Raw genomic sequence first — 25,353 nt, forward strand, 5'->3', positions numbered from 1 at the left:
ACCCGCGCCGGGGCGGTGAGACCGTGTCATAGAGTTGGTCTGCGCCGGGGATCCGGGCTGTCGGGGAACGCCCCGCAGGCCCGCCCCGCAAGGGAAAGGCATTCATCCGTGGAGATCCGCATCGGCATCGCACAGACCGGCCGCGAGCTCAGCTTCGAGACGAACGAGGCCGCCGCCGACGTGAAGAAGTCCGTCGCCGACGCCCTCGATGCGGCCGCCACGCACGTGAGCTTCACCGACGCCAAGGGCAACTCGTACATCGTCCCCACCGCGGGACTCGCCTACATCGAGATCGGCACGGAGGAGTCCCGCCGCATCGGCTTCGTCGCCTGACCGTGGACATCCTCCTCGCCTTCATCGTGGGCGCGGCGCTCGGCATCGCCGCGCACTTCGCGGCCCCGCACCGCTCCACGCGGGGCACGGCGGTCGGGCCCGTGCTCGGGGCGATCGTCGGAGGAGCCGTGTGGGCGGCCTTCACCTGGAGCGGCGTCACCACCGAGAACCCGCTCATCTGGGTGGTCTCGTTCGTCATGCCGTTCGTCGTGACGTACCCGGTGCTGGCGTGGCTCGGCCGTGCACGCGTCACGCACGACGCGAAAGAGCGCGTGCGCCTGAAGATCTCCTAGGCGGCGAGCCCCATGGCGTCCATGCGACGCGAATGCGCGGACATCAGCTCGGTGAAGACGGGCTCCACCTTCTTCTCCTCGGCCGCGGCCAGGGTCGCGGGGCGGAGAGCCGCACGCGCGATCAGCAGCGTGTCGCCGACCAGCCGTCGTCCCCACAGAGCCAGGAGCGAACGCCACTGCTCGTCGCTGGAGATCGTCTCGCCGATGATGTCGACGATCGCCTGGCGGTCGTCGTCTCCGCGGAGGATCTTCGCGACGCGGTCGCCGGTGTCGCCGTAGCTGGCGGACAGCGCCAGATAGAAGTCGTCCAGCATCCCCGCCGTGATGTGGACGGACAGCATCGTCTCCTGCGGGCGCACGCCGTGGGTCGCGCGGCGGAAGGCGTCGAGCGGCTCACGGAACGGCAGCATCAGCGCGGTCGGGTCATCGCCCCGCGCGCGGATGAGCGCGACGAGCTCCTCGTGCTTCGTGAGGGCGGCACCGGCCGCCCGCGACAGCGACTCCTTCTGCGCGAGCTCGGGCGTCGAGGCGATCAGCTCGCTGAGCGTCTCGAAGTAGCCGAGCTGCAGGTAGGCCGCCTGCCCGAGGAAGGTGTCGATCTCGGGCGCGAGCTCCTCGAAGTCCACGCGGGTGGTGTCGCTCATCTCGCCGCGCGAGCGCAGGGTGAGCACACGACCCTGCGGGCGTCGCTGCCAGAACCAGGTGACCACGCGGCCAGCCTACTGGCGGGCCCGGCCACGCCGTGGCATCCCGAACCGGGCCATTGCGGGCTCCTCCGGTATCCTGGACCGGTCCCGGCATCGGATCGGGGCCCCCGCGCCTGTGGATGAGTGAAGGGCGTGGACCTCTCACCCCGGCGGAGATCTCACCGCCAGACAGGCAGAACATCGTGACGACCTTCGCCGAGCTCGGCGTCGATCAGGACATCGTGGATGTCCTCGCGGCCAAGGGCATCGTGGATGCCTTCCCCATCCAGGAGCAGACCATCCCGCTGGGACTCCCCGGCCAGGACATCATCGGACAGGCCAAGACCGGAACCGGCAAGACGTTCGGCTTCGGCATCCCCGTGGTCCAGCGCCTCGGGCCCGAGCCCGCCCACGGCGTCAAGGCGCTCATCGTCGTCCCGACGCGCGAGCTGTGCGTGCAGGTCTACGAGGACATCGACATGCTCACCTCCGGGCGCGCGACCAGCGTGGTCGCCATCTACGGCGGCAAGGCCTACGAGGGCCAGATCGACCAGCTGAAGGCCGGCGCGCAGATCGTCGTGGGCACCCCTGGGCGCCTCATCGACCTCAACAACCAGCGCCTCCTCGACCTCTCGAACGCCACCGAGGTCGTGCTCGACGAGGCCGACAAGATGCTCGACCTCGGCTTCCTCCCCGACATCGAGAAGATCTTCTCCAAGGTTCCCGCCGTCCGTCACACGCAGCTGTTCTCGGCGACGATGCCCGGCCCGATCGTCGCGCTCGCGCGCCGCTTCATGACCAACCCGATCCACATCCGGGCGACCGACCCCGACGAGGGGCTCACGCAGGCCAACATCAAGCACCTCGTTTACCGCGCGCACTCGCTCGACAAGGACGAGGTCATCGCCCGCATCCTGCAGTCCGAGGGTCGCGGCAAGACGGTCGTCTTCACGCGCACCAAGCGCGCCGCGCAGAAGCTCTCCGACGAGCTGAGCGACCGCGGCTTCAACACGGCCTCCGTGCACGGCGACATGAGCCAGGAGGCGCGCGAGCGCTCGATGGCCGCGTTCAAGGCCGGCAAGAAGGACGTCCTGATCGCGACCGACGTCGCGGCGCGCGGCATCGACGTGGACGACGTCACCCACGTCATCAACCACACGATCCCCGATGACGAGAAGACCTACCTGCACCGCGCCGGCCGTACCGGCCGCGCCGGCAAGACGGGCATCGCGGTGACCTTCGTCGACTGGGACGACCTGCACAAGTGGGCGCTCATCAATCGCGCCCTCGAGTTCGGCCAGCCCGAGCCCGTCGAGACCTACTCCTCGAGCCCGCATCTCTTCGAGGACCTCGACATCCCCGCCGGCACCAAGGGCCGCCTCGTGACGGCCCCGCGGACGCAGACCGTGGCGACCCAGGATGCCGCTCCGGCGCGCTCCTCGGAGCGCTCCTCCGACCGCTCGGGCGACCGCGCCCCGCGTCGTCGCCGTCGCGGGGAGTCCTCGACCGGTGCCGCGGCGCCCGCGGCCTCGGCGCCCGTCGTTCCCGCCGACCACGGCTCGGACGACGGCAACGACGGCGCCGGCACGCACGACGGCGGTGGTTCGCAGCACCACGACGGCAATGCGGCCCCTCGCCGTCGCCGCCGTCGCCGCGGCGGCTCGGGCGCCGGCGCTCCCGCGGGAGTCTGATGCGATCGGCGGGGGCCCGTGCGGGCCTCCGCCTACCCGAAGACCGGCGCTGAGCCCGTCCCCCGGTCGATGATGCGCGCCACCATGTCATCGGCGGTGGTGTTCTCGCCGGGGAGGTTCGGCTTGCCGGCCCCGTGATAGTCGCTGGAGCCCGTCACGATCAGGTCGCGCTCCCGGCTGAGCCGGCGCAGGATCTTCACGCCCGACTCGCGGTTCTCGCGGTGGTCGAGCTCGAATCCCGCCAGGCCCGCATCGAGCAGGCGCTCCAGCAGGGGCATCGGCAGCACGCCGGCGCGGCCGGCCGGATGAGCGATGATCGGCACGCCGCCGGCGCCGACCACCAATTCGACGGCGGTCACCGGATCGGGCGAGAAGAGCGGCACGTAGTAGTCGCCGCCGGCCCTCAGGATGCCGCCGAACGCCTCGGTGCGGTCGTGCACCAGGCCACGGGCGATGAGCGCGTCGGCGATGTGCGGCCGCCCGACGGTCGCCCCGTCCTGGGTCTGGGCGAGGATGTCCTCCCAGGTCAGGTCGTAGTCGCGGCCGATGAGCTCGGCCATCTGGTGGGCACGGTCGAGGCGCGACGCGCGGATGCGGTCGGTCATGGTGCGCAGGTCCGCATCGTCCGGGTCGACGAGATAGGCGAGCACGTGGATGCTGCGCCACTCGTGCTCGGCGGACAGCTCCATCCCGGGCAGGAACGTCATGCCCAGCGACGCGGCCGCCTCGGCGGCCCCCGCCCAGCCGGACGTGGTGTCGTGGTCGGTCAGGGCGGCCGTCCGCAGGCCGTGCCTGTGCGCCGCCGCCATGACCTCGCCGGCGGACTCGGTGCCGTCGGAGTGCACGGAATGCATGTGCAGGTCGCTCGGCCCATGGAAACGAGGCGATGACGGCATCCTCGAAGCGTATCGCTCCCGTCGTGGATGGCGCCCGTCTCCCACCCACCACTCCGCCGCCGCGCCGGGATCTCCCAGCCACCTGACATAGAGTCGCGGCGTGCTGCGCGTGCTGGGAGTCCTCCTCACCGCGCTCTGCGCCGTGGCGGCGGCGATCCTGACCTGGCCCCAGCTCTTCCACCTCGAGCGCACCTGGCCGATCGCGCAGCTCGTCTCCTTCCGCGGGCTCATCGCCGTGGGCTTCGCGGTGCTGCTGGTGCTTCTGCTGCTGCTCGCGTTCGCACGGCCCCTCCGCACGCTGGCGCTGTCGCTCGCCCTGGTCGCGGGCATCGCCGCGGCGGCCAACGCCGGTCTCGTCATGGTGCGCGGGATGGGAGCCGACACCCTGCCCGACAAGACACCGGGCAGCATCCGGGTCATGACCTGGAACACCGCCGGCAGCGCCACCTCTCCCGACACCGTGGCGCAGATCGCCGTCGCGATGGACGCCGACATCGTGACGCTCCCGGAGACGACCATCGAGACCGGCGAGCAGGTGGCGGTCGCCATGCGCGACCTGGGTCACCGGATGTGGGCGCACCACGCCGAGTACGGAACGGACGGCTGGGACGCGCGCTCGACGACGCTCCTCATCTCCCCCGACCTGGGTGACTACAGCGTCATCGAATCGTCGCAGGACGGCACCAGCAACACCTCCACGGTGCCGAGCGCCGTGGCGATGCCGGTCAGCGGGACGGGGCCGATCGTGGTCGCCGCCCACGCGGTCGCGCCGCGGCAGAGCTACATGCAGCACTGGCGCGACGACCTGCAGTGGCTCGCGAACCAGTGCGCCGATGCGAACGTCATCATGGCGGGCGACTTCAACGCGACGCTCGACCACATGAGCGGCCTCGGCGTCGACGGCGGCACCCTCGGCCGCTGCCACGACGCGGCGGCCGAGACCGGCAACGGCGGCGTGGGCACGTGGTCCACGAGCTTCCCCGCCCTCGCGGGCGCGCCCATCGACCACGTGATGACCTCCTCGCACTGGCGGGCGACCGGCTCGATGGTCGTCCCGAACCTGGACGGCTCGGGGAGTGATCACCGGCCCCTCGTCGTGCAGATCGAACCGGTCGACTGACCGCGCGGCGGGTGGAAGACTGGGGAGATGACCACCACGGGAGACGGCGACACGATCGCCACGACGGACACCACGACCGAGACGGCACAGGCGGCGCAGGCGGCGACGACCAACCGCAAGCAGCCCTTCCCCCGCGGCTTCCTCGACACCATCTCCACGGGCTGGGCCGAGCGTCCCGAATCGACTCCGCCGGAGCGCGACCAGGCCGCCTCCGCGGCCGCCCGCCGCGACGTCGTGTCCGCGGCCTTCCCCGGTGCGCGCCTCGTCATCCCCGCCGGTGACGCGAAGGTGCGCAGCAACGACACCGATTACCCCTTCCGCGCGCACTCCGCGTTCGCCCACCTCACGGGATGGGCCGCCGACGCCGAGCCCGGCGCGGTGCTCGTGTTCGAGCCGTCCGGCGACAGCGGCCACGACGTCACCCTCTACTTCCGCGAGCGCGCCGACCGCACCACGACGGAGTTCTACGGCGACGCCTCGATCGGCGAGTTCTGGATCGGTCCCCGGCCCTCCCTCGACGGCGTCGCGGCCGACCTCGGCATCGCGACCGCGCACATCGACGGGTTCGCGCCCGGCGACGACGACCGGGTCATCGACGCCGACGAGGACCTGACGCGCTTCGTGTCGGAGCTGCGCCTCGTGAAGGACGAGTACGAGGTCGCGCAGATGCGTCTGGCCGTCGAGGTGACCGCGCGCGGGTTCGACGACATCGTCGCCGACCTCCCCCGCATCATCGAGCACCCCCGGGGCGAGCGGATCGTCGAGGGCGTGTTCCACTCGCGGGCCCGCAGCGACGGCAACGCGGAGGGGTACAGCACGATCGCGGCATCCGGTCCCCACGCCTGCTACCTGCACTGGACGCGCAACGACGGCGCCGTCGTGCCCGGCGACCTCATCCTCATCGACGCCGGTGTCGAGGTCGACAGCCTCTACACGGCCGACATCACCCGCACGATTCCCGTCAGCGGCACCTTCACCCCCGTGCAGCGCCAGGTGTACGAGGCCGTCCGTGAAGCCGCCGACGCGGCTTTCGCGGCTGCCGTGCCCGGCGTCCGGTTCCGCACCGTCCATGAGGCCGCGATGAAGGTCATCGCGGCGAAGGTGCACGAGTGGGGTCTCCTCCCCGTGACCGCCGAGGAGGCGCTCGACGCCGACACCGGCGGCCAGCACCGTCGATACATGGTGCACGGCACGAGCCACCACCTGGGCATCGACGTGCACGACTGCGCGCAGGCGCGACGCGAGATGTACTACGACGGCGTCCTGGAGGCCGGCATGGTCTTCACGATCGAGCCGGGTCTCTACTTCCAGATCGACGACCTCACCGTGCCCGAGGAGTTCCGCGGCATCGGCGTGCGCATCGAGGACGACATCCTCATGACCTCCGACGGCCCGGTGAACCTCTCCGCCGGCATCCCGCGGACGGCCGACGACGTCGAGGAGTGGATCGCGCGCGCCGGCCGCTGATCGTGGCCTACACCGCCCCGGAGTCCTTCACCACGCGGCCCGACCTGCAGGGCACGTTCGGCATGTCGGCCTCGACGCACTGGCTGGCCACCGGCACGGCGCAGTCCGTGCTCGAGCGCGGCGGGAACGCCTTCGACGCGGCTGCGGCTGCGGCCTTCGTGCTGCACGTCGTCGAGCCGCACCTGAACGGCCCGGGCGGCGATCTGGTGGCCATCGTGCAGACGGCGGATGCCGCGGCCCCCGCCGTGCTGATGGGCCAGGGCCCGGCGCCGGCGGGTGCGAGCATCGAGCACCTGCGCGGTGAGGGTCTGGACCTGGTGCCCGGTGCGGGCGGCCTCGCCGCCGCCGTGCCCGGCGCGGTCGACGCCTGGCTCCTGCTGATGCGCGACCACGGCACCTGGGAGCTCGACGACGTCCTGGCCTACGCGATCGGCTACGCCCGCGACGGCCACCCGCTGAGTGCCGGTGCGGCGGCCACCGTGGCGCGCGTCGCCGAGCTGTTCCGCACGGACTGGCCGAGCTCCGCTGCGCTCTGGATGCCGGACGGCATGCCTCCGCCGGCCGGCACCATCGTGCGGAACCCCGCCTACGCCGCGGTGCTGGAATCCCTCATCCACGCCGCGTGCACGGTGCGCGACGACGGACCGGTGGGCCGCGCCGCGCGCATCGACGCCGCACGCCGGGAGTGGAAGACCGGCATGGTCGCGCAGGAGTCGTCCGCGTTCCTGTCCGCTCCGCACCGCCACAGCGGCACGGGGGTGCACGCGGGCGTGATCACGCCCGACGACTTCGCCGGCTTCGACGCCGGCTGGGAGCCTGCCGTCACGCGCGGCTTCCGAGGCCTGACGGTCGCGAAGGCCGGCGCCTGGTCGCAGGGTCCCGCACTGCTGCAGGTGCTCGGCATGCTGGAGCCGCTCGACGACGAACTGCTCGACCCGTCGCAGGAACGCGGCGCGCACACCATCCTCGAGGCGCAGAAGCTCGCCTTCGCCGACCGCGACGCCTGGTTCGGCGACGCCGACGTCGATCTCGACACCCTGCTCTCGAAGGAGTACCTCGCCGCGCGCCGCGCGCTCATCGGCGACACCGCATCGGCGGATTTCCGCCCCGGCGTCCTCCCCGGGCGCAGCGCGTTCCGCCCGCCGCTGCGAGAGACCTACGACGCGTTCTCGGTGGCGACCGGCGAGCCCACCGTCGCCTCCGACGGTCGCACACGCGGCGACACGTGCCACATCGACGTGATCGACCGCTGGGGCAACATCATCTCCGCCACCCCGTCCGGAGGGTGGCTGCAGTCCTCCCCCGCGATCCCCGCGCTCGGGTTCTGCCTGGGCACGCGCCTGCAGATGACGTGGCTCGAGCCGGGGCATCCGTCTTCGCTCGTACCTGGTCGCCGGCCGCGCACGACGCTCACGCCGACCCTGGTGCTGCGCGACGGACGACCGGAGTTCGCGCTGGGCTCCCCCGGCGGCGATCAGCAGGAGCAGTGGCAGCTGCTGGCGCTGCTGCGCATGACCGTCGGCGGCTACTCCCCCCAGCAGGCGATCGACGCTCCGGCGCTGCACACCACCGCACTCGCGGACTCGTTCTGGCCGCGCACATGGACGCCGGCCGGTGCCGTCGTCGAGGGCCGTCTCGGCGAGGAGCTCATCCGTGGCCTGGAGGCACGCGGACACCGCGTCACCCGCGCCGGCGACTGGTCGCTGGGCCGCGTGTCAGCGGTCGGCCGAGACTCTGCGACCGGACTGCTGTGGGCCGCCGCCAATCCCCGCGGCATGCAGGGCTACGCGGCGGGACGGTAGCCGAGCGTCTGCCTCAGCTCCTGCGCCACCAGGGGCGCGAGCGCAGCGCCGACCTCTTCGGCCGGCAGACGGCGTCCCTTCACCTCGAAGGAGTGGCCGCCGCCCTCGATCCAGACGATGCGGGCGTCCTGACAGCTCGCGACCGCAGCCTCGAGCTGCGCGTGCGGATCGATGAACGGGTCATTCGACCCCTCGATGAAGATCTGCGGTGCCGTCACCAGCGGCAGATGCTCGACGCGCGGCTTGTCGGGACGCCCCGGCGGATGCAGCGGGTAGCCGAGGTAGACGAGGGCGTCGGGTGAGATGAGCCCCTCCGCCGCGGCCATCGAGGCCATGCGACCCCCGTAGGACTTCCCCATCGCGACCATCGGCAGCCCGCGATGCAGCTCGGTCATCCGTCGCGCGATCGCCTGCCAGGTGGCGGTGGCGTGCGGAGCCGGCCCCGGCATCCGCCGACCCGCCTCGCTGTAGGGGAAGGCGAAGCGCACGACGGCGATGCCCTCCACCGCCAGCGCGTCGGCGAATCCCACGAGGAACGGATGCTGCATCCCCGCGCCCGCTCCGTGCGCGAGCCCCGCGACGGCCCAGGGTTCCGCGGGCGCGCTGACCCCGATCGAGACCTCCGTCGGCCCGACGGGCAGATCGACGGGAACGCGGTCGGCGGCCGTGCCGTCCATACCGGTCAGAGCGGCCGCGGAGTGCCCGGCTCGGCGGTCGGCGGCAGCGCGGCGCCGGGATCCGCGGCACCGGGCGGCGTCGGCGAGGGCCCGCCGGGGCCGGGGGCGATCTCCCCGGGTCCGTCGGCGCCGGGGGTCGCCGGGCCGGGAGCGGGAGGAGCGGGGGGCGCGGAGTCGGGGCCCGGCGCGGGCTCGCCGGCGGAAGCCGGACCGGAGGCGGGGCTGCCCGCGGGCACCGGCGGGATCCGCTCGCCGTAGCGCGGCGGCTCCTCGGGCGTCGGCTCCGGGGCAGGTCGCCAGGGCTCGGGGCTCGGCGCGGGCTGCGCGACGGGCGCCGCAGCGTGGGCGACCGGCGGGACGCCGTCGCGGCCGAGCACCTGACGGGCGCGGTGGATGTTGCCGTCGGCCACCGTCACCTCGTAGCGTTCGGCGGCGACCTGCATGACGGAGGCGAAGTCGCGGCGACGGCGCACGATCGCGAAGGTGATGATGCTCAGCAGCATGCCCACGGCGATGCCGATGAACATGACGCCCACGAACGCCTGGATGGGCGCCGCGGGAGTGCCCAGCACGAAGATCGCGGAGAAGAGCAGGCCGAGGAGCAGACCGTTGACGGCTCCCGACCGTGCGGCGGCGGCATAGCCGAGGCGCCCGGTCACGCGCTCGATCGAGCGCAGACCCTGCCCGACGATCGCGATGTCGCGGGCCGGTACCTCGCCGGCGATGAGGGCCGACACCGCCTTCTGCGCCGCCTCGTAGGTGGGGAACTCCGCCACCGTCTGCCCGACGTCCTCGCGTCCCGCGGGCACCCGTCCGCCTACCATGCTCATGTCCTCATCCTCTCACGGGGTCCTCCGGCCTCTCCGGGCGAGGACGCCAACCGGATCCGCGGGCGCACCGGACTACGCTGGACCGGTGAGCACGCAGAGGGTTTTCGTCGCACGCCTGGCGGGGTGCACGGTCTTCGACCCCGCGGGTGACCGGCTCGGGCGGGTGCGCGACGTCGTGGTCATCTATCGCAAGGACGATCCGCCGCGCGTCATCGGTCTCGTCGTCGAGATCCCGGGCCGGCGCCACGTCTTCGTGTCGATCGGCCGCGTCACCTCGATCGCCACGGGTCAGGTCATCACCACGGGCCTCATCAACGTGCGCCGCTTCCAGCAGCGGGGCGGTGAGGTGCGGGTGCTCGCCGAGATGCTCGGCCGCAAGGTCTACCTCGACTCCGGCTCCGTGCAGGCCGTCATCGAGGACGTCGCCATCGAGCACAGCCGCACCGGCGAGTGGGACGTGGGACAGCTGTTCCTGCGCAAGCCCAAGACGAGCGCCTCGCCGTTCGCGAAGGGCCCGACCACGTTCGCCAACTGGAGCGAGGTGCGGGAGAACGCGACGCCCGGTGAGGCGCAGTCCGCCGAGCAGCTGGTGGCCAGCTACTCCGAGCTCCGCCCCGCCGACCTCGCCAACACCCTCCTCGATCTCCCGGAGGAGCGCATGCTCGAGGTCGTCGACGAGCTCTCCGACGACCGGCTCGCCGACGCGCTCGAGGAGATGCCCGAAGACGAGCAGGTGCACATCCTCGAGTCGCTCGACGAAGAGCGCGCCGCCGACATCCTCGATGCCATGGAGCCCGACGACGCCGCCGACGTGCTCGGTCAGCTCTCCGAGGAGCAGCGGGAGGAGCTCCTCGAGCTGATGGAGCCCGAAGAGGCCGAGGACGTCCGCGCGCTGCTCATGTACCGCCCCGACACCGCCGGCGGCCTCATGACGCCGGAGCCGATCGTGCTGTCCGCCGACGCCACGGTCGCCGAGGCCCTCGCCCTCATCCGCCGGCACGAGCTGCACCCGGCTCTGGCCGCCGCCGTGTTCGTGACCCTGCCGCCGTACGAGACGCCCACCGGCCGGCTGCTGGGCACCGTGCATTTCCAGCGGATGCTGCGCTACCCCCCGCACGAGCGTCTGGGCACGATCATCGACGACTCCCTCGAGCCCGTGCCCGCCGACGCCTCGGCGGCCGAGGTCGCCCGCATGCTCGCCAGCTACAACCTCGTCTCACTCCCGGTCGTGGATGCCGCGCACCGTCTGGTCGGCGCGGTGAGCGTCGACGACGTGCTGGACTACCTCCTGCCCGACGACTGGCGTTCGCAGGACTCCGATGAGGATGCCGCGGCATCCCGCGTCCCGGTCACCACCGCGATGACCCCGCGGAGGCGCTGATGCCCCGCCAGTCGCGTCAGGTGTCGCTCGACGCGCCCCTCGGGCGCGGGAGCAAGCTCACCCGCAACCCGCAGCCGTCGAGCGACCGCTTCGGGCGGTTCTCCGAGTCGTTCGCCCGGGCGATGGGCACCAGCGGGTTCCTGATCGGCATGACGGTCTTCGTGACCCTCTGGCTGCTGTGGAACAGCCTCGCGCCCGTCGAGCTGCAGTTCGACCCGAAGGCCACCAACTTCACGCTGTTGACGCTCATCCTGTCGCTGCAGGCGTCGTACGCCGCCCCCCTGATCCTGCTCGCGCAGAACCGTCAGGACGATCGCGACCGCGTGCAGATCGAGCAGGACCGCCAGCGTGCGGAGCGCAACCTGGCCGACACCGAGTACCTCGCTCGCGAGATCGTCGCGCTGCGCATGGCGCTGACCGAGCGCTCCAGCGAGATGGTCACGCGCGACGTGCTGCGGGGCGAGCTGAAGACCCTCCTCGAGCACCTGGAGAAGGACGAGCGTCCGGAACAGACCGAGGACCGCGTCGGCGTACGGGTCGAGCGCGCCCATCGCGCGGAGCGCGCCTCGTCGTGAGCGACGCCGAAGACGTCCGGCGCCGTGTCGGCGCCGTCTCCGACCCCGAGCTCCGGCGTCCCCTCGAGGAGCTGGGCATGGTCCGCGGCGTCGAGGTGGCGGGCGATCTCGCCCGTGTCGCGATCGCCCTCACGATCGTCGGCTGCCCCGCGGCGACCCGGATCGAGGCGGACGTGCGTGCGGCCGCGGCATCCGCCCCCGGCATCTCCCGCGTCGAGGTCGAGGTCGGCGTGATGAGCCCCGAGGAGCGGAAGGCCCTCACCGAGCGCCTACGCGGAGGGCGTGCGGCGCGCGAGATGCCGTTCGGACCGGACTCCCTGACCCGCGTGATCGCCGTGACGAGCGGCAAGGGCGGCGTCGGCAAGTCGACCGTCACGGCGAACCTCGCCGTCGCGCTCGCGCAGCGGGGGCTCTCCGTCGGACTGGTCGACGCGGACGTCCACGGATTCTCCATTCCCGGGCTCCTGGGGCTCGTCGGCCCGGACGGCCTGCCGCCCTCGCCGACCCGGATCGACGACCTCATGCTGCCGCCGGTCGCCTACGACGTGAAGACGATCTCGATCGGCATGTTCCTGCGCCGCAGCACCGACGGCCCGCTCGGCGCCGTGGCGTGGCGCGGGCCGATGCTGCACCGCACCGTGCAGCAGTTCCTCACCGACGTCTTCTTCGGCGATCTGGACGTGCTGCTGCTGGACATGCCGCCGGGCACCGGCGACGTCGCCATCTCGGTCGGGCAGCTGCTCCCCCACGCCGAGGTCCTGGTGGTCACGACGCCGCAGTCGGCCGCGTCGGATGTCGCGATCCGCAGTGCTCTCGTCGCCAGGCAGACCGGTCAGCGCGTCATCGGCGTCGTCGAGAACATGGCGGCGATGACCCTCCCCGACGGCTCGACGCTCGATCTCTTCGGTGCGGGTGGGGGCGCGGAGGTCGCCGAGCGGCTGTCGACGCCGGAGGAGGAGGTCCCGCTGCTCGCGTCGATTCCCCTCAGCACGGCGCTGCGCGCCGACGGCGACGCGGGGACGCCGGTGGTCGCGGCATCCGCGTCGGATCCCGCCGCCCTCGCCGTCACGGCGCTGGCGGAGCGGATCGCGACGATGCCGCGCGGGCTGTCGGGCCGGAGCCTGACGGTGCGTCCGCGCTGACTCAGGTCGCTTCGGAGTCGAAGGGGGTCGGGCCCGCCTCGGCACGCTGGCCGGGCGTCAGCGCCGTCGCAGCGGCCCCGGCGGCGAGCATCGTCGCGGCGGTCGAGGCGGCGGTGACGGTCGGGACGGGTGCGTCGTCGAGGAGGGCCTCCCGGATGATGCGCCGCGGGTCGTACTGCCGGGGGTCGAGCTTGCGCCAGTCGACGTCGTCGAAGTCGTCGCCCATCTCCTCCTTGACGCGGGAGCGCGCGCCCTTGACGAACTCCCGTGCGCGGGTGGTGAAGCGGGCGAGTCCCTCGGCGTAGCGCGGCAGACGCTCGGGACCGATCAGGATCGCGGCGATGACGCCGATCACCAGAACCTTCTCGATGGTCAGGCCGAAGAACATGCTCACAGGTTACCCGCCGCGCCTGAGGGTGGGCTCGCGCGCGGCGACGTAGGCTGACGGGCATGGGTGATCACGACGCGGACCGCAGATTCGCCGCCGAGGCGACGATCGAGCCCGACCACATCACCCGTGCGCGCGCGCACGCACTAGAGCTCGGCGCGGCGCCCGTCAGCGCCCCCGTGGGTGCGCAGATCGCCGTGATCGCTGCGGTCTCGAACGCGCTGAACATCGTCGAGATCGGCACCGGCGCCGGCGTCTCCGGCCTGTGGCTGCTGCACGGGTCGCCCCGGGCGACGCTCACCACCATCGACAATGAGCCCGAGCACCTCGCCGTCGCCCGTGGCGCCTTCGCCGACGCGAAGATCCCGGCCGCGCGCGCCCGCTTCATCACCGGACGGGCATCGGATGTCCTCCCGCGCATGAACGAGGCGTCCTACGACATCGTGCTCGTCGACGCCGACCCGGCGGGCGTGATGGACTACGTCGAGCACGCCCTGCGCCTCGTGCGTGTCGGCGGCACGGTGCTCGTCCCCCGCGTCCTCGGCGGCGGCGCCGTCGCCGACCCGGTGCGCCGCGACGCGATCACGACCGCGTACCGCACCCTGATCCATGAGACCCAGGCCTCGCCCGCCGTCATCGGCGCGCTGTCGATCGTCGGCGAGGGCCTGCTGCAGCTCACCACCGTGCCCGACCGCACCTCCTGACGCGGTTCGCGGAGCGCTCCGCGAACGACGACGCGGCCGGCTCCCGAGAGGGAACCGGCCGCGTCGATGCGTCGGTCAGGCGGGTGCGACGACTCCACCCAGCACGTCGTAGAGCTCTTTGGCCTCGGCGTCGTTCACGGATACGACGAGGCGACCGCCACCCTCGAGCGGCACCCGCACGATGATCAGGCGCCCCTCCTTCACGGCCTCCATAGGTCCGTCTCCGGTTCTCGGCTTCATCGCTGCCATCGCGGCTCCCTTTCGTCGAATGTCTTCACGTGAAAGTTTATCGTGCGCTCGGGCACGTCGGACGACCGCGGCCGACCTCGCCGGCGGCGCTCACGGGATCTGCCAGTACGTGTACCCGAGCGCGTACATGTTGTAGATCCACCACCACTGCGCGAGCAGGCTCACGGCCAGCACGCCGAACCGCCAGACCTTCGACCGCGGCACGGCGACGGCCCCCCACAGCGGGGACAGCGGGAGGAGCAGTCGGAAGATGCTCGACTGCGGGAAGAACACCAGCAGGATGTACAGCAGATAGCTCGCCGCCCACAGCCGCAGCTCCACGCCGAGTCTGCGCACGGAGCGGCCCGCCACCAGCACCACGGCGATGAGCACGACGGATGCCGCGAGCACCACGTAGCCGACCACCGGGCCGAGTCCCCACGACGTGAACCAGAACGCCGCCGCCTGCACGAACCCCTCGAACGGGACGAAGCCGCTCTCGCCGCCCGGCAGCCAGTTGCGCCGCCAGGCGAGCTCGGTGGCGAGATAGGCGGTCGGATCCCCGGTCACGATGCCCGCGATCACCTGCCAGGAGAACCCGACGATCACCGCCAGCGCGCCGGTACCGAGGATGTGCACGACCTCGCGGGCCCGTAGGGGCTCCCGGTCGCGGGTCGCGAGGCGCCAGACGCCGAACAGGCCGAGGAAGAGGGCGAAGGCCAGCACACCGGGGCGCGTGAATCCCATGAGCGGGATCAGGAGGTACAGCAGCCCGTAGCGCCGCCGCATCACCGCGTCCAGCGCCAGCAGCATCCACAGCAGGAACAGCGACTCGGCGTAGCCGACCTGGAACATCGCCGCGAGTGGCGCGCACGAGAACAGCACCACCGCCCAGAACGCCGCCCGGGCGCCGATCCGCGGCCGCAGGATGCGGTGCAGCACCAGACACGACAGGTAGCCGGAGACGAGCGAGATCACGAGCGCGCCGGCGCCCCACGATCCGAGCAGCAGGCCGACCGCGGCCGAGGCGTAGGCGTACACGGGCATGAACGCCCACTGGTTCTCCGAGACGAGCCCGGCCGCTGTGCGCGGGAGCACGTCGGGATAGCCGTTCACCGCGGTGAACCAGTACCACGTGGCATCCCACCCCACCACGAAGGAGCCGAGCGATGGCGACGCGCCGAAGCGGGACCCGGGCACGGCCAGGGCCGACGCGAGCAGGAGGAACGCGGTCGTGACCAGCCGTGCCGCGACGTAGACCATCGCGATGCGGGCGGCGACCGGCAGGGCCGACCAGCGCCGCAGCGCGCGGGGAGCGGTCAGGGTGCTGTCAGCCACGACCGCAGTCCGCGCTCGACCGCCTCGATCTGCGCGAGCGGCACCCGCTCCTCGTCGTGGTGCGCGAGGTGCGGGTCACCGGGTCCGTAGTTCACGGCGGGCACGCCGAGGGCGCTGAAGCGGGCGACGTCGGTCCAGCCGTACTTGGGCCGGGGGACGGCGCCGACCGCGGCCACGAACTCCTGGGCGAGCGGCGCGTCGAGCCCCGGACGCGCCCCCTCCGCCAGGTCGACGATCTCCACGTCGAACCCCTCGAAGACGGACCGGACGTGACGGCTCGCCTCTGCGGCGTCACGGCTCGGCGCGAACCTGTAGTTGACCTCGACTTCGCAGAGGTCGGGGATGACGTTGCCGGCCACCCCTCCGCCGATCCGCACGGCGTTGAGGCCCTCACGGTAGGTGAGCCCTTCGACGGTGACATCGCGTGGGCGGTACTCGGCGAGCCGCGCGAGGATCGGGGCCGCGCGGTGGATCGCGTTCTCGCCGATCCACGACCGCGCGCTGTGCGCCCGCACGCCGTGCGTGCGCACGATGGCGCGGAGGTTGCCGTTGCAGCCGCCCTCGACCTCGCCGCCGGACGGCTCGCCGAGGATGGCGAAGTCGCCCGCGAACAGATCGGGGCGCGTGCGCGACAGGCGCGTGAGCCCGTTCAGGTCGGCGTCGACCTCCTCGTGGTCGTACCACATCCAGGTGATGTCGACCCGCGGCGAGACCAGCTCGGCGGCGAGCTTGAGCTGCACCGCGACGCCGGCCTTCATGTCGACGGTTCCGCGGCCCCACAGGTGCGGCTCTCCGTCGATGACGACGTCGCGCGTGGGGAGGTTGCCGTTCACCGGCACGGTGTCGATGTGGCCGGCGATGACCACGCGCTGCGCACGCCCGAGGTCGGTCCGGGCGATGATCGTGTCGCCGTCGCGGTGCAGCGTGAGGTGGCTCAGCGGCCGGATCGCCGCGTCGATCGCGTCGGCGAGGGTGACCTCGTCTCCGGACACGCTCGGGATGTCGCAGATCGCCCGGGTGAGGTCGACGGAGGACGCGGACAGATCGAGCACCGGCATGCCCCGAGTGTACCGGCGACGGCTGTGCCGCCCGGGTTCGCTAGCGTGGAGGCATGACCGGACAGCGATGGATCTGGGGCTTCGGCCTCGCGACGACGGCCGCCGACGGGACCGTGCTCGACACGTGGTTCCCCCAGCCGCAGCACGGCGGGCTGCCCCTCGGCTTCGACCCCGCGCTGCCCCCCGCCGAACTCGACCGCTTCGCCGTCCCCGACCCGCGACGCGCCGTGACCGTCGACGTGGTGGCACTGGAGATCGACGTGGATGCCGCGCCCACCTCCACCCCCGACGCGTACCTGCGCCTGCACGCACTGTCGCACCGGCTGGTGGAGCCGGGCGGGATCGACCTCACCGGCATCTTCGGCCATCTGCCGAACGTCGCCTGGACCAGTGCCGGACCGATGCATCCCGACGACGCCACCCGCCTCCGGCCCTTCCTCCAGCGCGACGGGCTCCAGATCCAAGGCCTGGACAAGTTCCCGCGGCTGCTGGACTACGTGACCCCGCCGGGCGTGCGCATCGCCGACGCCTCGCGCGTCCGTCTCGGCGCCTACCTCTCCCCCGGCACGACCGTCATGCACGAGGGCTTCGTCAACTTCAACGCCGGCACCCTGGGCGCCTCGATGGTCGAAGGGCGCATCTCGCAAGGTGTGGTGGTCGGCGACGGCAGCGACATCGGCGGCGGCGCGTCGATCATGGGCACGCTGTCGGGCGGCGGCACGCATCGGATCTCGGTCGGTGAGCGCACGCTGCTGGGCGCGAACGCCGGCATCGGCATCTCCCTCGGCGACGACTGCATCGTGGAGGCGGGCCTGTACGTGACCGCCGGCTCCAAGGTGGTGCTGGCCGACGAGCCGCCCACGGCCGACGGACGGCGCCCCTCCGTCAAGGGCGCAGAGCTGTCGGGCCGCGACGGCATGCTGCTCCGCCGCAACTCGCTCAGCGGAGCGATCGAGGCGGTCCGCCGTGCGGGCGCCGGAGTGACGCTCAACGAGGCGCTGCACGCCTGAGACTCGACGGGCTCACTCCCGCAGCCGCACCGACAGGCAGGTCACGCAGCCCTCGAGCTTCTCGAACTCGCTGACGTCCACCGTCACGACCTCGAGCCCGCGATCGTGCAGGAGGTCGCGTGTGCGCGGAGCGTCCGACGACATCAGCACCGTGCGCTCGTCGAGCACGACGACCGCCGTGCCGTGCTCCTCGGGCACCGCGAGGAACTCCGGGAACAGCGCCGGATCGTCGACGAGGGGTGCGAACCCGATCACCGTGCCGTCCGGCAGAGCGGTCACGCCCGACTTGAGGTGCAGCACGCGCGAGACCGGGATCTCGACGACCTCCCACCCCGCCGGCTCCACGACGGCGCGCAGCTGCGCGATGCCGTCGGCGTTGGTCCGCGACGACGCGCCGACGAAGACGGTGCGGCCGACCTTCAGCACGTCGCCGCCGTCGAGCGTTCCCGGGGCGGTGATCGTCGAGAGCGGGAGTCCGGCTGCTGCGGCCGCCACGCGCACGGTGACGGCCTCGCCGCGCCGCGACTCCGCTCCCGCCCGGCACAGCAGGGCGAGGTCGCCGAAGACGATGATCGCATCCTCCACGAAGACGCCGTCGGGCTGATCGTCGGCGGGATCGACCTCCAGCACCTCCCACCCGCGGGAGCGGAAGACGTCGACGTAGCCCGCCCATTGGCGCGCCGCGAGGTCGGGGTCGACCGCCACGCGGTCGAGGTGCGTCAGCTCGCCGTCGGCGAGGCGGGGCGACGGTCGGCGGACGAGAACGCGGGGCATCCCCCGACCCTACCCATCCGCCCCCGGGGCCTCAGGAGGACAGACCGGGGTAGTCGCGCGCCGGCGCACCCGTGTACAGCTGCTGCGGGCGCCCGATCTTCGTCTGCGGGTCGTTGATCGCCTCGCGCCACTGCGCCAGCCAGCCCGGCAGACGGCCGATGGCGAACAGCACCGTGAACATGCGCGTCGGGAAGCCCATCGCCTTGTAGATCACGCCGGTGTAGAAGTCGACGTTCGGGTAGAGACGACGCTCCTTGAAGTAGTCGTCCTCCAGGGCGATCTGCTCGAGCTCCTTGGCGAGGTCCAGCAGCGGGTCGCTGATGCCCAGCGCCTCGAGCACCTCGTCGGCGGACTCCTTGACGAGCTTCGCCCGCGGGTCGTAGTTCTTGTAGACGCGGTGTCCGAAGCCCATGAGCTTCACCCCGTCCTCCTTGTTCTTGACCCGCTCGACGAAGCGCTGCACGCTCTCGCCGGAGTCGCGGATGCGCCCGAGCATCTCGAGGACGGCCTCGTTCGCGCCGCCGTGCAGCGGTCCGTACAGGGCGTTGATGCCCGCGGAGATCGAGGAGAACTGGTTGGCGCCGGTGGAGCCGACGAGCCGCACCGTCGAGGTGGACGCGTTCTGCTCGTGGTCCTCGTGCAGGATGAGCAGGCGCTCCAGGGCGCGCGACATGACCGGGTTCACCTCGTACACCTCGGACAGCACACCGAAGTTCAGCTTGAGGAAGTTGTCGACGAAGCTCAGCGAGTTGTCGGGGTACAGGAAGGCCTGCCCGACGCTCTTCTTGTGCGCGTAGGCGGCGATCACGGGGAGCTTCGCGAGCATCCGCACCGTGTTCAGCTCGACGTGCTCGGGGTTGTGCGGGTCGGACTGGTTCTCGTAGTAGGTGGAGAGCGCCGAGACGGCCGACGACAGCACCGACATGGGGTGCGCCGTGTGCGGAAGGGCGGGGAAGAAGCGCTTGAGGTCTTCGTGCAGCAGCGTGTGACGGCGGATCCGCTCGTCGAACTGACCGAGCTCGTCGACCGTCGGGAGCTCGCCGTAGAGAAGGAGCCAGGCCACCTCGAGGTAGCTGCTGTTCTGGGCGAGCTGCTCGATCGGATAGCCGCGATAGCGCAGGATGCCCTTGTCGCCGTCGATGAAGGTGACGGCCGACTTCGTCGCCGAGGTGTTCACGAACCCGTAGTCCAGCGTCGTGTGGCCGGTCTGGCGCGTGAACGTCGAGATGTCGACACTCGGGATGCCGTCCGTGCCGGTGAGCACCGGGAACTCGGCGGTCCGATCCCCGATCGTGAGCCTGGCCGTCGTCGGCGCCGCCTCTGCCGGAGTGGACGTGTCCTTGGGGGTGCCCGCGTCGTTCACGAAGCCTCCATGCGATTTCTGGTCGGTCAGGGGTGCCTTCGACCCGTCGGCTTCGCAAGTGACGCGTCATCCGAGGTTCCGGCGTGCGGGGTCGGGGATGCCGCACCGCCGCGTCCTTACAGCCTAGTGGGCCTGCTGACCTCCCACCGTTCCCCCCAATGCGCGCGGGGATCCGCTGGAGGAAACCTCCAGATGACCGTCGTCGTCAGGCCGCGAGGCGCGCAGCCGCGGCACGGACGCGCTCGTCGGTCGCGGTGAGAGACAGACGGATGTGCTGCGGAAAGTGGGGTCCGTAGAAGTGCCCGGGGCCGACGAGGATGCCGAGCCCGGCCATCTGCTCGACGCTCTCCCACGCGTCCCGGCCCTCAGTCGCCCAGAGGTAGAGGCCGGCCTCGCTGCGGTCGATCCGGAAGCCCGCGGCCTCGAGTGCGGGCTTCAGCACGTCGCGTCGGGCCCGGTACAGCGCCTTCTGTGCCCGGACGTGCTCGTCGTCGCCGAGCGCCGCGATCATGGCCGCCTGAACCGGGCCGGGCGCCATCAGCCCGAGGTGCTTGCGGGCGGCGACCAGTCGTGCGGCCAGCTCCGCGTCGCCGGCGAGGAACGCCGCGCGGTAGCCGGCGAGGTTGGACTGCTTCGAGAGCGAGTAGACCGACAGGACTCCGCGCAGGTCGCCGCCGACGACGGCGGGATCCAGGATGCTGGGGGTCGCGGCATCCGTCCACGGCTCGTCCCAGCCCAGCTCGGCGTAGCACTCGTCGGACGCGATCACCGCACCGAGCTCCCGTGCCCGGGCGACCGCGCGGGAGAGGTCGGCGGCATCGCGCACCGCGCCGTCGGGGTTGCCGGGCGAGTTGACCCACACGAGCCGCGTGCCCTCGGGCCAGTGGTCCGGGTCGTCGGCGGCGACGGAAGTCGCGCCGACGAGGCGGGCGCCGACCTCGTACGTCGGGTAGGCCGCGCGCGGGTGCACGACGATGTCGCCGTCGCCGAGACCCAGCAGCAGCGGCAGCAGCGCGACGAGCTCCTTGGAGCCGATCGTGGGCAGGACATTATCCGGCGTCAGCCCCGGCACGCCACGCCGGCGCGCGTACCAGGCGGCGATCGCCTCGCGCAACGCGGGAGTGCCCACGGTCTGAGGGTAGGAGTGCGCGTCCGTGGCACGGGTGAGCGCGTCGGCGATGAGGGCCGGCGTCGGGTCGACCGGAGACCCGATCGACAGGTCGACGATGCCGTCGGCGTGCGCGCGTGCGCGGGCCGCGTAGGGCGCCATCGCGTCCCAGGGGTAATCGGCCAGATCGGTGACCGCCATCAGCGCACCCTCCGGCGGGAGATCACGAGCCCTGGGGAGGAACCGCGGTGACGACGGGGTGGTCCTTGTGGATCACGCCGACCTTCGCGGCGCCGCCCGGGGACCCCACGTCCTCGAACCACTCGACGTTCGCCTTGTAGTAGTCCGCCCACTCCTCGGGGAGGTCGTCCTCGTAGTAGATGGCCTCGACCGGACAGACGGGTTCGCAGGCACCGCAGTCGACGCACTCGTCGGGGTGGATGTACAGCATCCGGTCACCCTCGTAGATGCAGTCGACGGGGCATTCGTCGATGCAGGCACGGTCCTTCACATCGACGCACGGGAGGGCGATCACGTAGGTCACTCCCCCAGTCTAGTTCGGTCGGGCGTCCTCGCTCCGCGCGGCGGAGGGCGCGCCGGAGTCCCGCGCGGCGGAGAGATCGGGCCACGCCACGACGACCGCGACGAGCACCGGCACCGCGATGGTCCAGATGATGCCGGTGCCGATGGTGCCCTCGGGCGGCTGCGGCACGATGACCGACCCGCCCGGTCCCGCGCCCGAGAAGACGAGCGTCGCCGTCATGATGCCGAGGCCCACGAGCAGGGTCGACCAGCGGTCGCCGGTGAGCAGGCGCACCGCGGCGAGGAGAGCGGCGCTGCCGATGATCGCGAGCACCAGGCCCACCGGAAGGACACCTACCGAGAAGCTCTGCGCGATCGTGCCGGCCAGGCCGTAGACCACGCCCACCACGAGCGCGATCACCCAGGTGACGAGGCGGGGCCACAGCGAGCTCATGTCCCGAGTCTAGGCGCGCCGCCCTTCAGGCCGCCCAGCCCCAGAGCCGCAGAAGGGCGGCGGATGCCGCGGCCGCCGCGACCACCACGAGGAACGGCGCCCGCACGAGCAGCAGTCCCGCGGCGATCAGCAGCGCCGGCACGCGGGCGTCGACCACCACGTCCTGACCGACGGCGAGAGCCTGCACGCCGACGAGGGCGGCCAGCAGCGCGACGGTGAGCAGGTCGGCGATGCGCGACGGCCGCGGCGCCTCCAGCACGCGCGGCGGAACGAGGTAGCCGAGCGTCTTGAGCGCCACGCAGATGATCGCCGAGAGCAGCACGGCGGTCCACAGCGTCATGGCAGTCCCCCGAGCTCGGGGACGTCGTCGGGCTCCGCGGGACGATCCCTGCGGCCGAGCCAGTTGAACCAGCCGACGACCACGGCCACGAGGGCGGCGACGATCACCGGCAGACCGGGCATCAGCACCGGGGTGAGCACGACGGCCAGGACGGCGGCGGCCACGCCGACCGCGATCGGCTGGAGGGCGCGCAGCCGCGGCCACAGCAGCGCCAGGAATGCGGCGGCGGCCGCGGCATCCAATCCGTACGCCTTCGGGTCCCCCAGCACGTCGCCCAGCAGCGCCCCGGCGAGGGTCGACAGGTTCCAGCCCGCGTAGATGCCGAGGCCGGTGACCCAGAAGCCGATCGTCCGCGCGCGCGGGGAGTCCTGCGCGAGCGAGACCGCCGTCGACTCGTCGATCGTGAACTGCGCCGCGGCTGCCCGCCGCCAGAAGCCGCGGCCGATCACCGGTGACATCCGCATGCCGTAGGCGATGTTGCGCACCCCGAGCAGCGAGGCCGACGCGATGGCGGCGGGAGCCGCGGCGAGCCCGCCGGCGCCGATGACGCCGACGAACGCGAACTGCGATCCACCGGTGAACATCAGCAGGCTGAGCACGCAGGTCTGCCACACGTCGAGGCCGGAGGCCACGCTCAGCGCGCCGAACGAGATCCCGTAGGCGCTCGTCGCGAGGGCGACGCCGATCCCGTCGCGCCACGCACGGCTCTCCGCCCGACCGGGATCGGGGACGACGGGGGGTTCGGCGGCCACCACCCCATCATGTCGGGCCGTCGGGGGACGCATCGACGGAGCGGATGCCGCGGGACTACCCTCGACGGCATGGAGCGCATCTTCGCCATGCCGGTGTCCCGTGTCTATCCGCTCTACGTGCAGAAGGTCGAGCGCAAAGGGCGCACGCGTGCGGAGGTCGACGAGGTCACGCAGTGGCTGACCGGCTACTCGCAGGACGAGATCGACGCGCACCTGTCGGCCGACACGACGTTCCGCGACTTCTTCGCGCAGGCGCGGCTGAACCCCGCGGCATCCCTGATCACCGGCGTCATCTGCGGCGTGCGCGTGCAGGAGATCGAGGATCCCCTGATGCAGCGGATCCGCTACCTCGACAAGCTCGTCGACGAGGTGGCGAAGGGGAAGGCGATGGAGAGGATCCTCAGATCCTGAGGCCGCCGCCCTCGCCCCACCCGGGCTGACGCGAGGGTCAGACCGAGGCGTCCTGGCGCTTGAGGCGGGCCGTCGCGCGTGCGCGCTCCGTGGCGTCCAGGTTCACCTTGCGGATGCGGACGATCTCGGGCGTCACCTCGACGCACTCATCCTCGCGGGCGAACTCGAGGCTCTCCTCGAGGGACAGCTGGCGCGAGGGGGTCATGGACTCGAACGTGTCGGAGGTGGACTGACGCATGTTGGTCAGCTTCTTCTCCTTCGTGATGTTCACGTCCATGTCGTCGTTGCGCGAGTTCTCGCCGATGACCATGCCCTCGTAGACCTCCTGCGTGGGCTGCACGAAGAACGACATCCGCTCCTGGAGCGCGATGATCGCGAACGGCGTGACCACGCCCGTGCGGTCGGCGACGATCGACCCGTTCTGGCGGGTCACGATCTGACCGGCCCAGGGCTCGTAGCCGTGCGAGATGGCGTTGGCGATGCCGGTGCCGCGGGTCGTGGTGAGGAACTCCGTGCGGAAGCCGATGAGACCGCGCGAGGGGACGATGAACTCCATGCGCACCCAGCCGGTGCCGTGGTTCGTCATGTTCTCCATGCGGCCCTTGCGGGTCGCGAGCAGCTGCGTGATCGCGCCGAGGTACTCCTCGGGGGCGTCGATCGTGAGGTGCTCGAACGGCTCGAACGTCTTGCCGTCGACCTTCTTCGTGACCACCTGGGGCTTGCCCACGGTCAGCTCGAAGCCCTCGCGGCGCATGTTCTCGACGAGGATCGCCAGGGCGAGCTCGCCGCGGCCCTGCACCTCCCACGCGTCGGGGCGTCCGATGTCGACGACCTTGAGCGAGACGTTTCCGATCAGCTCGCGGTCGAGGCGGTCCTTGACGAGACGCGCCGTGAGCTTGTGGCCCTTGACCTTGCCGGCGAGCGGCGAGGTGTTGGTGCCGATGGTCATCGAGATGGCCGGGTCGTCGACGTGGATCTGCGGCAGCGGACGCACGTCCTCCGGGTCGGCGATGGTCTCGCCGATGGTGATGTCGGGGAAGCCCGCGATCGCGACGATGTCGCCGGGGGCGGCGCTCTCGGCCGGGTAGCGCTCGAGGGCGCGGGTCTTGAGCAGCTCGGTGATGCGCGCGCTGCTGACGGTGCCGTCGGCACGCACCCAGGCGACGGTCTGGCCCTTCTTCAGCGTGCCGTTGAAGACGCGCAGGAGGGCGAGACGGCCGAGGAACGGGCTGGAGTCGAGATTGGTGACCCATGCCTGCAGCGGAGCGTCGTCGTCGTACGACGGGGCCGGGATGTGCTCGAGGATCGCGCCGAAGAGGGGCTCGAGGTCGTCGTTGTCGGGGAGGGTGCCGTTGGCGGGCCGGTTGAGCGATGCGGCGCCGGCACGGCCGCTGGCGTAGACCACGGGAACGTCGAGGAGCGCGTCGACGTCGAGGTCGGGCACGTCGTCGACGAGGTCGGACGCGAGCCCCAGCAGCAGGTCGTGGGCCTCCTCCTCGACCTCGGCGATGCGGGCGTCGGGGCGGTCGGTCTTGTTGACCAGCAGAATGACGGGGAGCTTGGCCTCGAGGGCCTTGCGCAGCACGAAGCGCGTCTGGGGCAGGGGGCCCTCGCTCGCGTCGACGAGGAGGACGACGCCGTCGACCATCGACAGGCCGCGCTCGACCTCGCCGCCGAAGTCGGCGTGACCCGGGGTGTCGATGACGTTGATGGTGATCTCGTCACCGCCGGCGTGCGCGCCCTTGTAGGTGATGGCCGTGTTCTTGGCCAGGATCGTGATGCCCTTCTCACGCTCGAGGTCGTTCGAGTCCATCGCGCGCTCGTCGACGTGCGCGTGCTCGCCGAAGGAGCCGGTCTGGCGCAGCATGGCGTCGACGAGGGTCGTCTTGCCGTGGTCGACGTGGGCGACGATCGCGACGTTGCGGAGATCTGAACGGAGGGCGCGCGCCATGGAGAATCCTTGCAGGAGGGGAAAGAAGAGAGCCGGCGGATGAGGGAGAAGTCCCGTGG

General features: G+C 71.7%; 28 protein-coding genes. 12 read left to right on the forward strand and 16 right to left on the reverse strand.

The window, feature by feature from the left end:
- Nucleotides 1-108 precede the first annotated feature (108 nt).
- On the forward strand, nucleotides 109-333 hold the full coding sequence (locus CVS47_RS09110; RefSeq protein ID WP_127095797.1) for a DUF3107 domain-containing protein: 225 nt from the start codon (nucleotides 109-111) through the stop codon (nucleotides 331-333).
- 2 nt (nucleotides 334-335) lie between these two features.
- Nucleotides 336-626 carry a hypothetical protein gene (locus CVS47_RS09115; RefSeq protein WP_127095798.1) on the forward strand — a complete coding sequence of 97 codons (291 nt, stop codon included), beginning with the start codon at nucleotides 336-338 and terminating at the stop codon, nucleotides 624-626.
- Here CVS47_RS09115 and CVS47_RS09120 read toward each other — a convergent pair.
- Nucleotides 623-1,336, reverse strand: a complete 714-nt coding sequence (locus tag CVS47_RS09120) for a ferritin-like fold-containing protein (RefSeq protein WP_127095799.1) — start codon at nucleotides 1,334-1,336, stop codon at nucleotides 623-625. The genes CVS47_RS09115 and CVS47_RS09120 overlap by 4 nt on opposite strands.
- 179 nt (nucleotides 1,337-1,515) lie before the next feature.
- Here CVS47_RS09120 and CVS47_RS09125 point away from each other — a divergent pair, with 179 nt between their 5' ends.
- On the forward strand, nucleotides 1,516-3,003 hold the full coding sequence (locus CVS47_RS09125; RefSeq protein ID WP_127095800.1) for a DEAD/DEAH box helicase: 1,488 nt from the start codon (nucleotides 1,516-1,518) through the stop codon (nucleotides 3,001-3,003).
- 32 nt (nucleotides 3,004-3,035) lie between these two features.
- Here CVS47_RS09125 and CVS47_RS09130 read toward each other — a convergent pair whose 3' ends face one another.
- On the reverse strand, nucleotides 3,036-3,899 hold the full coding sequence (locus CVS47_RS09130) for a PHP domain-containing protein (protein ID WP_127095801.1): 864 nt from the start codon (nucleotides 3,897-3,899) through the stop codon (nucleotides 3,036-3,038).
- Between the two features lie 100 nt (nucleotides 3,900-3,999).
- On the opposite strand from CVS47_RS09130, the gene CVS47_RS09135 reads away from it, so the two are divergent.
- From CVS47_RS09135 to CVS47_RS09145, 3 genes are read left to right on the forward strand one after another with little or no spacing between them, the layout of a single operon-like run.
- Nucleotides 4,000-5,019 carry an endonuclease/exonuclease/phosphatase family protein gene (locus tag CVS47_RS09135; protein WP_127095802.1) on the forward strand — a complete coding sequence of 340 codons (1,020 nt, stop codon included), beginning with the start codon at nucleotides 4,000-4,002 and terminating at the stop codon, nucleotides 5,017-5,019.
- 27 nt (nucleotides 5,020-5,046) lie between these two features.
- Entirely contained in the window at nucleotides 5,047-6,486 is a 1,440-nt protein-coding gene (locus CVS47_RS09140) for an aminopeptidase P family protein (protein WP_127095803.1), read from the forward strand.
- A gap of 2 nt (nucleotides 6,487-6,488) precedes the next feature.
- Nucleotides 6,489-8,288 carry a gamma-glutamyltransferase family protein gene (locus CVS47_RS09145; RefSeq protein WP_127097280.1) on the forward strand — a complete coding sequence of 600 codons (1,800 nt, stop codon included), beginning with the start codon at nucleotides 6,489-6,491 and terminating at the stop codon, nucleotides 8,286-8,288.
- Here the strand turns inward: CVS47_RS09145 and CVS47_RS09150 are convergent.
- Both CVS47_RS09150 and CVS47_RS09155 read right to left on the reverse strand, forming a co-directional pair.
- Complete coding sequence (locus CVS47_RS09150) at nucleotides 8,270-8,965, reverse strand: alpha/beta hydrolase family protein (RefSeq protein ID WP_127095804.1); 696 nt, start codon at nucleotides 8,963-8,965, stop codon at nucleotides 8,270-8,272. The two genes, CVS47_RS09145 and CVS47_RS09150, sit on opposite strands and share 19 nt — an antisense overlap.
- A 5-nt stretch (nucleotides 8,966-8,970) precedes the next feature.
- Complete coding sequence (locus CVS47_RS09155) at nucleotides 8,971-9,795, reverse strand: YflT domain-containing protein (RefSeq protein WP_127095805.1); 825 nt, start codon at nucleotides 9,793-9,795, stop codon at nucleotides 8,971-8,973.
- An 85-nt stretch (nucleotides 9,796-9,880) separates the two neighbouring features.
- On the opposite strand from CVS47_RS09155, the gene CVS47_RS09160 reads away from it, so the two are divergent.
- Genes CVS47_RS09160 through CVS47_RS09170 form a run of 3 tightly spaced genes read left to right on the forward strand, consistent with a single transcriptional unit; the run spans nucleotide 9,881 to nucleotide 12,893 of the window.
- A complete protein-coding gene (locus CVS47_RS09160; RefSeq protein WP_127095806.1) occupies nucleotides 9,881-11,176 on the forward strand; it encodes a magnesium transporter MgtE N-terminal domain-containing protein in 1,296 nt (431 codons plus the stop codon).
- On the forward strand, nucleotides 11,176-11,751 hold the full coding sequence (locus tag CVS47_RS09165; protein WP_127095807.1) for a DUF1003 domain-containing protein: 576 nt from the start codon (nucleotides 11,176-11,178) through the stop codon (nucleotides 11,749-11,751). Before CVS47_RS09160 ends, CVS47_RS09165 begins: the two co-directional genes overlap by 1 nt.
- Nucleotides 11,748-12,893 (forward strand): Mrp/NBP35 family ATP-binding protein, encoded by a 1,146-nt coding sequence (locus CVS47_RS09170; protein WP_127095808.1) that lies wholly within the window; start codon nucleotides 11,748-11,750, stop codon nucleotides 12,891-12,893. Before CVS47_RS09165 ends, CVS47_RS09170 begins: the two co-directional genes overlap by 4 nt.
- Nucleotide 12,894: 1 nt before the next feature.
- Here the strand turns inward: CVS47_RS09170 and CVS47_RS09175 are convergent, their stop codons facing one another.
- Nucleotides 12,895-13,281, reverse strand: a complete 387-nt coding sequence (locus tag CVS47_RS09175) for a twin-arginine translocase TatA/TatE family subunit (protein ID WP_127095809.1) — start codon at nucleotides 13,279-13,281, stop codon at nucleotides 12,895-12,897.
- Between the two features lie 62 nt (nucleotides 13,282-13,343).
- On the opposite strand from CVS47_RS09175, the gene CVS47_RS09180 reads away from it, so the two are divergent.
- Entirely contained in the window at nucleotides 13,344-13,985 is a 642-nt protein-coding gene (locus tag CVS47_RS09180; RefSeq protein ID WP_127095810.1) for an O-methyltransferase, read from the forward strand.
- A 75-nt stretch (nucleotides 13,986-14,060) separates the two neighbouring features.
- Here CVS47_RS09180 and CVS47_RS09185 read toward each other — a convergent pair whose 3' ends face one another.
- The 3 genes from CVS47_RS09185 to dapE form a co-directional block, all read right to left on the reverse strand.
- On the reverse strand, nucleotides 14,061-14,234 hold the full coding sequence (locus CVS47_RS09185; RefSeq protein ID WP_127095811.1) for a DUF3117 domain-containing protein: 174 nt from the start codon (nucleotides 14,232-14,234) through the stop codon (nucleotides 14,061-14,063).
- A 90-nt stretch (nucleotides 14,235-14,324) separates the two neighbouring features.
- Nucleotides 14,325-15,551, reverse strand: coding sequence for a hypothetical protein (locus CVS47_RS09190; RefSeq protein WP_241240089.1), 1,227 nt, complete (start codon nucleotides 15,549-15,551; stop codon nucleotides 14,325-14,327).
- Nucleotides 15,533-16,609 (reverse strand): succinyl-diaminopimelate desuccinylase, encoded by a 1,077-nt coding sequence (dapE, locus tag CVS47_RS09195; protein WP_127095812.1) that lies wholly within the window; start codon nucleotides 16,607-16,609, stop codon nucleotides 15,533-15,535. Before dapE ends, CVS47_RS09190 begins: the two co-directional genes overlap by 19 nt.
- Nucleotides 16,610-16,662: 53 nt before the next feature.
- On the opposite strand from dapE, the gene dapD reads away from it, so the two are divergent.
- The gene (dapD, locus tag CVS47_RS09200; protein ID WP_127095813.1) at nucleotides 16,663-17,619 is read left to right on the forward strand and encodes a 2,3,4,5-tetrahydropyridine-2,6-dicarboxylate N-succinyltransferase; all 957 of its coding nucleotides are present in this window, start codon (nucleotides 16,663-16,665) and stop codon (nucleotides 17,617-17,619) included.
- A 12-nt stretch (nucleotides 17,620-17,631) separates the two neighbouring features.
- Here dapD and ddaH read toward each other — a convergent pair whose 3' ends face one another.
- From ddaH to CVS47_RS09235, 7 genes are all read right to left on the reverse strand, one after another.
- A complete protein-coding gene (gene ddaH, locus CVS47_RS09205; RefSeq protein ID WP_127095814.1) occupies nucleotides 17,632-18,393 on the reverse strand; it encodes a dimethylargininase in 762 nt (253 codons plus the stop codon).
- Nucleotides 18,394-18,424: 31 nt separating this feature from the next.
- Nucleotides 18,425-19,756: a citrate synthase gene (locus CVS47_RS09210; RefSeq protein WP_277600926.1), complete on the reverse strand. Its 1,332-nt coding sequence runs from the start codon at nucleotides 19,754-19,756 to the stop codon at nucleotides 18,425-18,427.
- Between the two features lie 205 nt (nucleotides 19,757-19,961).
- Nucleotides 19,962-21,065, reverse strand: coding sequence for a succinyldiaminopimelate transaminase (gene dapC, locus CVS47_RS09215; protein ID WP_127095815.1), 1,104 nt, complete (start codon nucleotides 21,063-21,065; stop codon nucleotides 19,962-19,964).
- A gap of 22 nt (nucleotides 21,066-21,087) precedes the next feature.
- On the reverse strand, nucleotides 21,088-21,408 hold the full coding sequence (gene fdxA / locus CVS47_RS09220; RefSeq protein WP_127095816.1) for a ferredoxin: 321 nt from the start codon (nucleotides 21,406-21,408) through the stop codon (nucleotides 21,088-21,090).
- Between the two features lie 9 nt (nucleotides 21,409-21,417).
- Nucleotides 21,418-21,840 (reverse strand): histidinol dehydrogenase, encoded by a 423-nt coding sequence (locus CVS47_RS09225; protein ID WP_127095817.1) that lies wholly within the window; start codon nucleotides 21,838-21,840, stop codon nucleotides 21,418-21,420.
- 25 nt (nucleotides 21,841-21,865) lie between these two features.
- Complete coding sequence (locus CVS47_RS09230; RefSeq protein ID WP_127095818.1) at nucleotides 21,866-22,180, reverse strand: AzlD domain-containing protein; 315 nt, start codon at nucleotides 22,178-22,180, stop codon at nucleotides 21,866-21,868.
- On the reverse strand, nucleotides 22,177-22,932 hold the full coding sequence (locus CVS47_RS09235) for an AzlC family ABC transporter permease (protein WP_241240090.1): 756 nt from the start codon (nucleotides 22,930-22,932) through the stop codon (nucleotides 22,177-22,179). Before CVS47_RS09235 ends, CVS47_RS09230 begins: the two co-directional genes overlap by 4 nt.
- 69 nt (nucleotides 22,933-23,001) lie before the next feature.
- Between CVS47_RS09235 and CVS47_RS09240 the strand changes: the two genes are divergently transcribed.
- Nucleotides 23,002-23,343, forward strand: a complete 342-nt coding sequence (locus CVS47_RS09240) for a DUF2200 domain-containing protein (protein ID WP_127095820.1) — start codon at nucleotides 23,002-23,004, stop codon at nucleotides 23,341-23,343.
- 37 nt (nucleotides 23,344-23,380) lie between these two features.
- Here CVS47_RS09240 and typA read toward each other — a convergent pair whose 3' ends face one another.
- On the reverse strand, nucleotides 23,381-25,294 hold the full coding sequence (gene typA, locus CVS47_RS09245) for a translational GTPase TypA (RefSeq protein ID WP_127095821.1): 1,914 nt from the start codon (nucleotides 25,292-25,294) through the stop codon (nucleotides 23,381-23,383).
- Nucleotides 25,295-25,353: the final 59 nt, after the last annotated feature.

This window comes from Microbacterium lemovicicum (genome assembly GCF_003991875.1).
Classification (GTDB): Bacteria; Actinomycetota; Actinomycetes; order Actinomycetales; family Microbacteriaceae; genus Microbacterium; species Microbacterium lemovicicum.

Bases quoted from the DNA above. Each gene is read 5' to 3' on its own strand.
- CVS47_RS09130 (WP_127095801.1), bottom strand. From the start codon at position 3,899: ATGCCGTCATCGCCTCGTTTCCATGGGCCGAGCGACCTGCACATGCAT.
- CVS47_RS09140 (WP_127095803.1), top strand. From the start codon at position 5,047: ATGACCACCACGGGAGACGGCGACACGATCGCCACGACGGACACCACG.
- CVS47_RS09150 (WP_127095804.1), bottom strand. From the start codon at position 8,965: ATGGACGGCACGGCCGCCGACCGCGTTCCCGTCGATCTGCCCGTCGGG.
- CVS47_RS09155 (WP_127095805.1), bottom strand. From the start codon at position 9,795: ATGAGCATGGTAGGCGGACGGGTGCCCGCGGGACGCGAGGACGTCGGG.
- CVS47_RS09165 (WP_127095807.1), top strand. From the start codon at position 11,176: ATGCCCCGCCAGTCGCGTCAGGTGTCGCTCGACGCGCCCCTCGGGCGC.
- CVS47_RS09175 (WP_127095809.1), bottom strand. From the start codon at position 13,281: ATGTTCTTCGGCCTGACCATCGAGAAGGTTCTGGTGATCGGCGTCATC.
- CVS47_RS09180 (WP_127095810.1), top strand. From the start codon at position 13,344: ATGGGTGATCACGACGCGGACCGCAGATTCGCCGCCGAGGCGACGATC.
- CVS47_RS09185 (WP_127095811.1), bottom strand. From the start codon at position 14,234: ATGGCAGCGATGAAGCCGAGAACCGGAGACGGACCTATGGAGGCCGTG.
- dapE (WP_127095812.1), bottom strand. From the start codon at position 16,609: ATGCCGGTGCTCGATCTGTCCGCGTCCTCCGTCGACCTCACCCGGGCG.
- dapD (WP_127095813.1), top strand. From the start codon at position 16,663: ATGACCGGACAGCGATGGATCTGGGGCTTCGGCCTCGCGACGACGGCC.
- ddaH (WP_127095814.1), bottom strand. From the start codon at position 18,393: ATGCCCCGCGTTCTCGTCCGCCGACCGTCGCCCCGCCTCGCCGACGGC.
- dapC (WP_127095815.1), bottom strand. From the start codon at position 21,065: ATGGCGGTCACCGATCTGGCCGATTACCCCTGGGACGCGATGGCGCCC.
- CVS47_RS09225 (WP_127095817.1), bottom strand. From the start codon at position 21,840: ATGAGCTCGCTGTGGCCCCGCCTCGTCACCTGGGTGATCGCGCTCGTG.
- CVS47_RS09230 (WP_127095818.1), bottom strand. From the start codon at position 22,180: ATGACGCTGTGGACCGCCGTGCTGCTCTCGGCGATCATCTGCGTGGCG.
- CVS47_RS09240 (WP_127095820.1), top strand. From the start codon at position 23,002: ATGGAGCGCATCTTCGCCATGCCGGTGTCCCGTGTCTATCCGCTCTAC.
- typA (WP_127095821.1), bottom strand. From the start codon at position 25,294: ATGGCGCGCGCCCTCCGTTCAGATCTCCGCAACGTCGCGATCGTCGCC.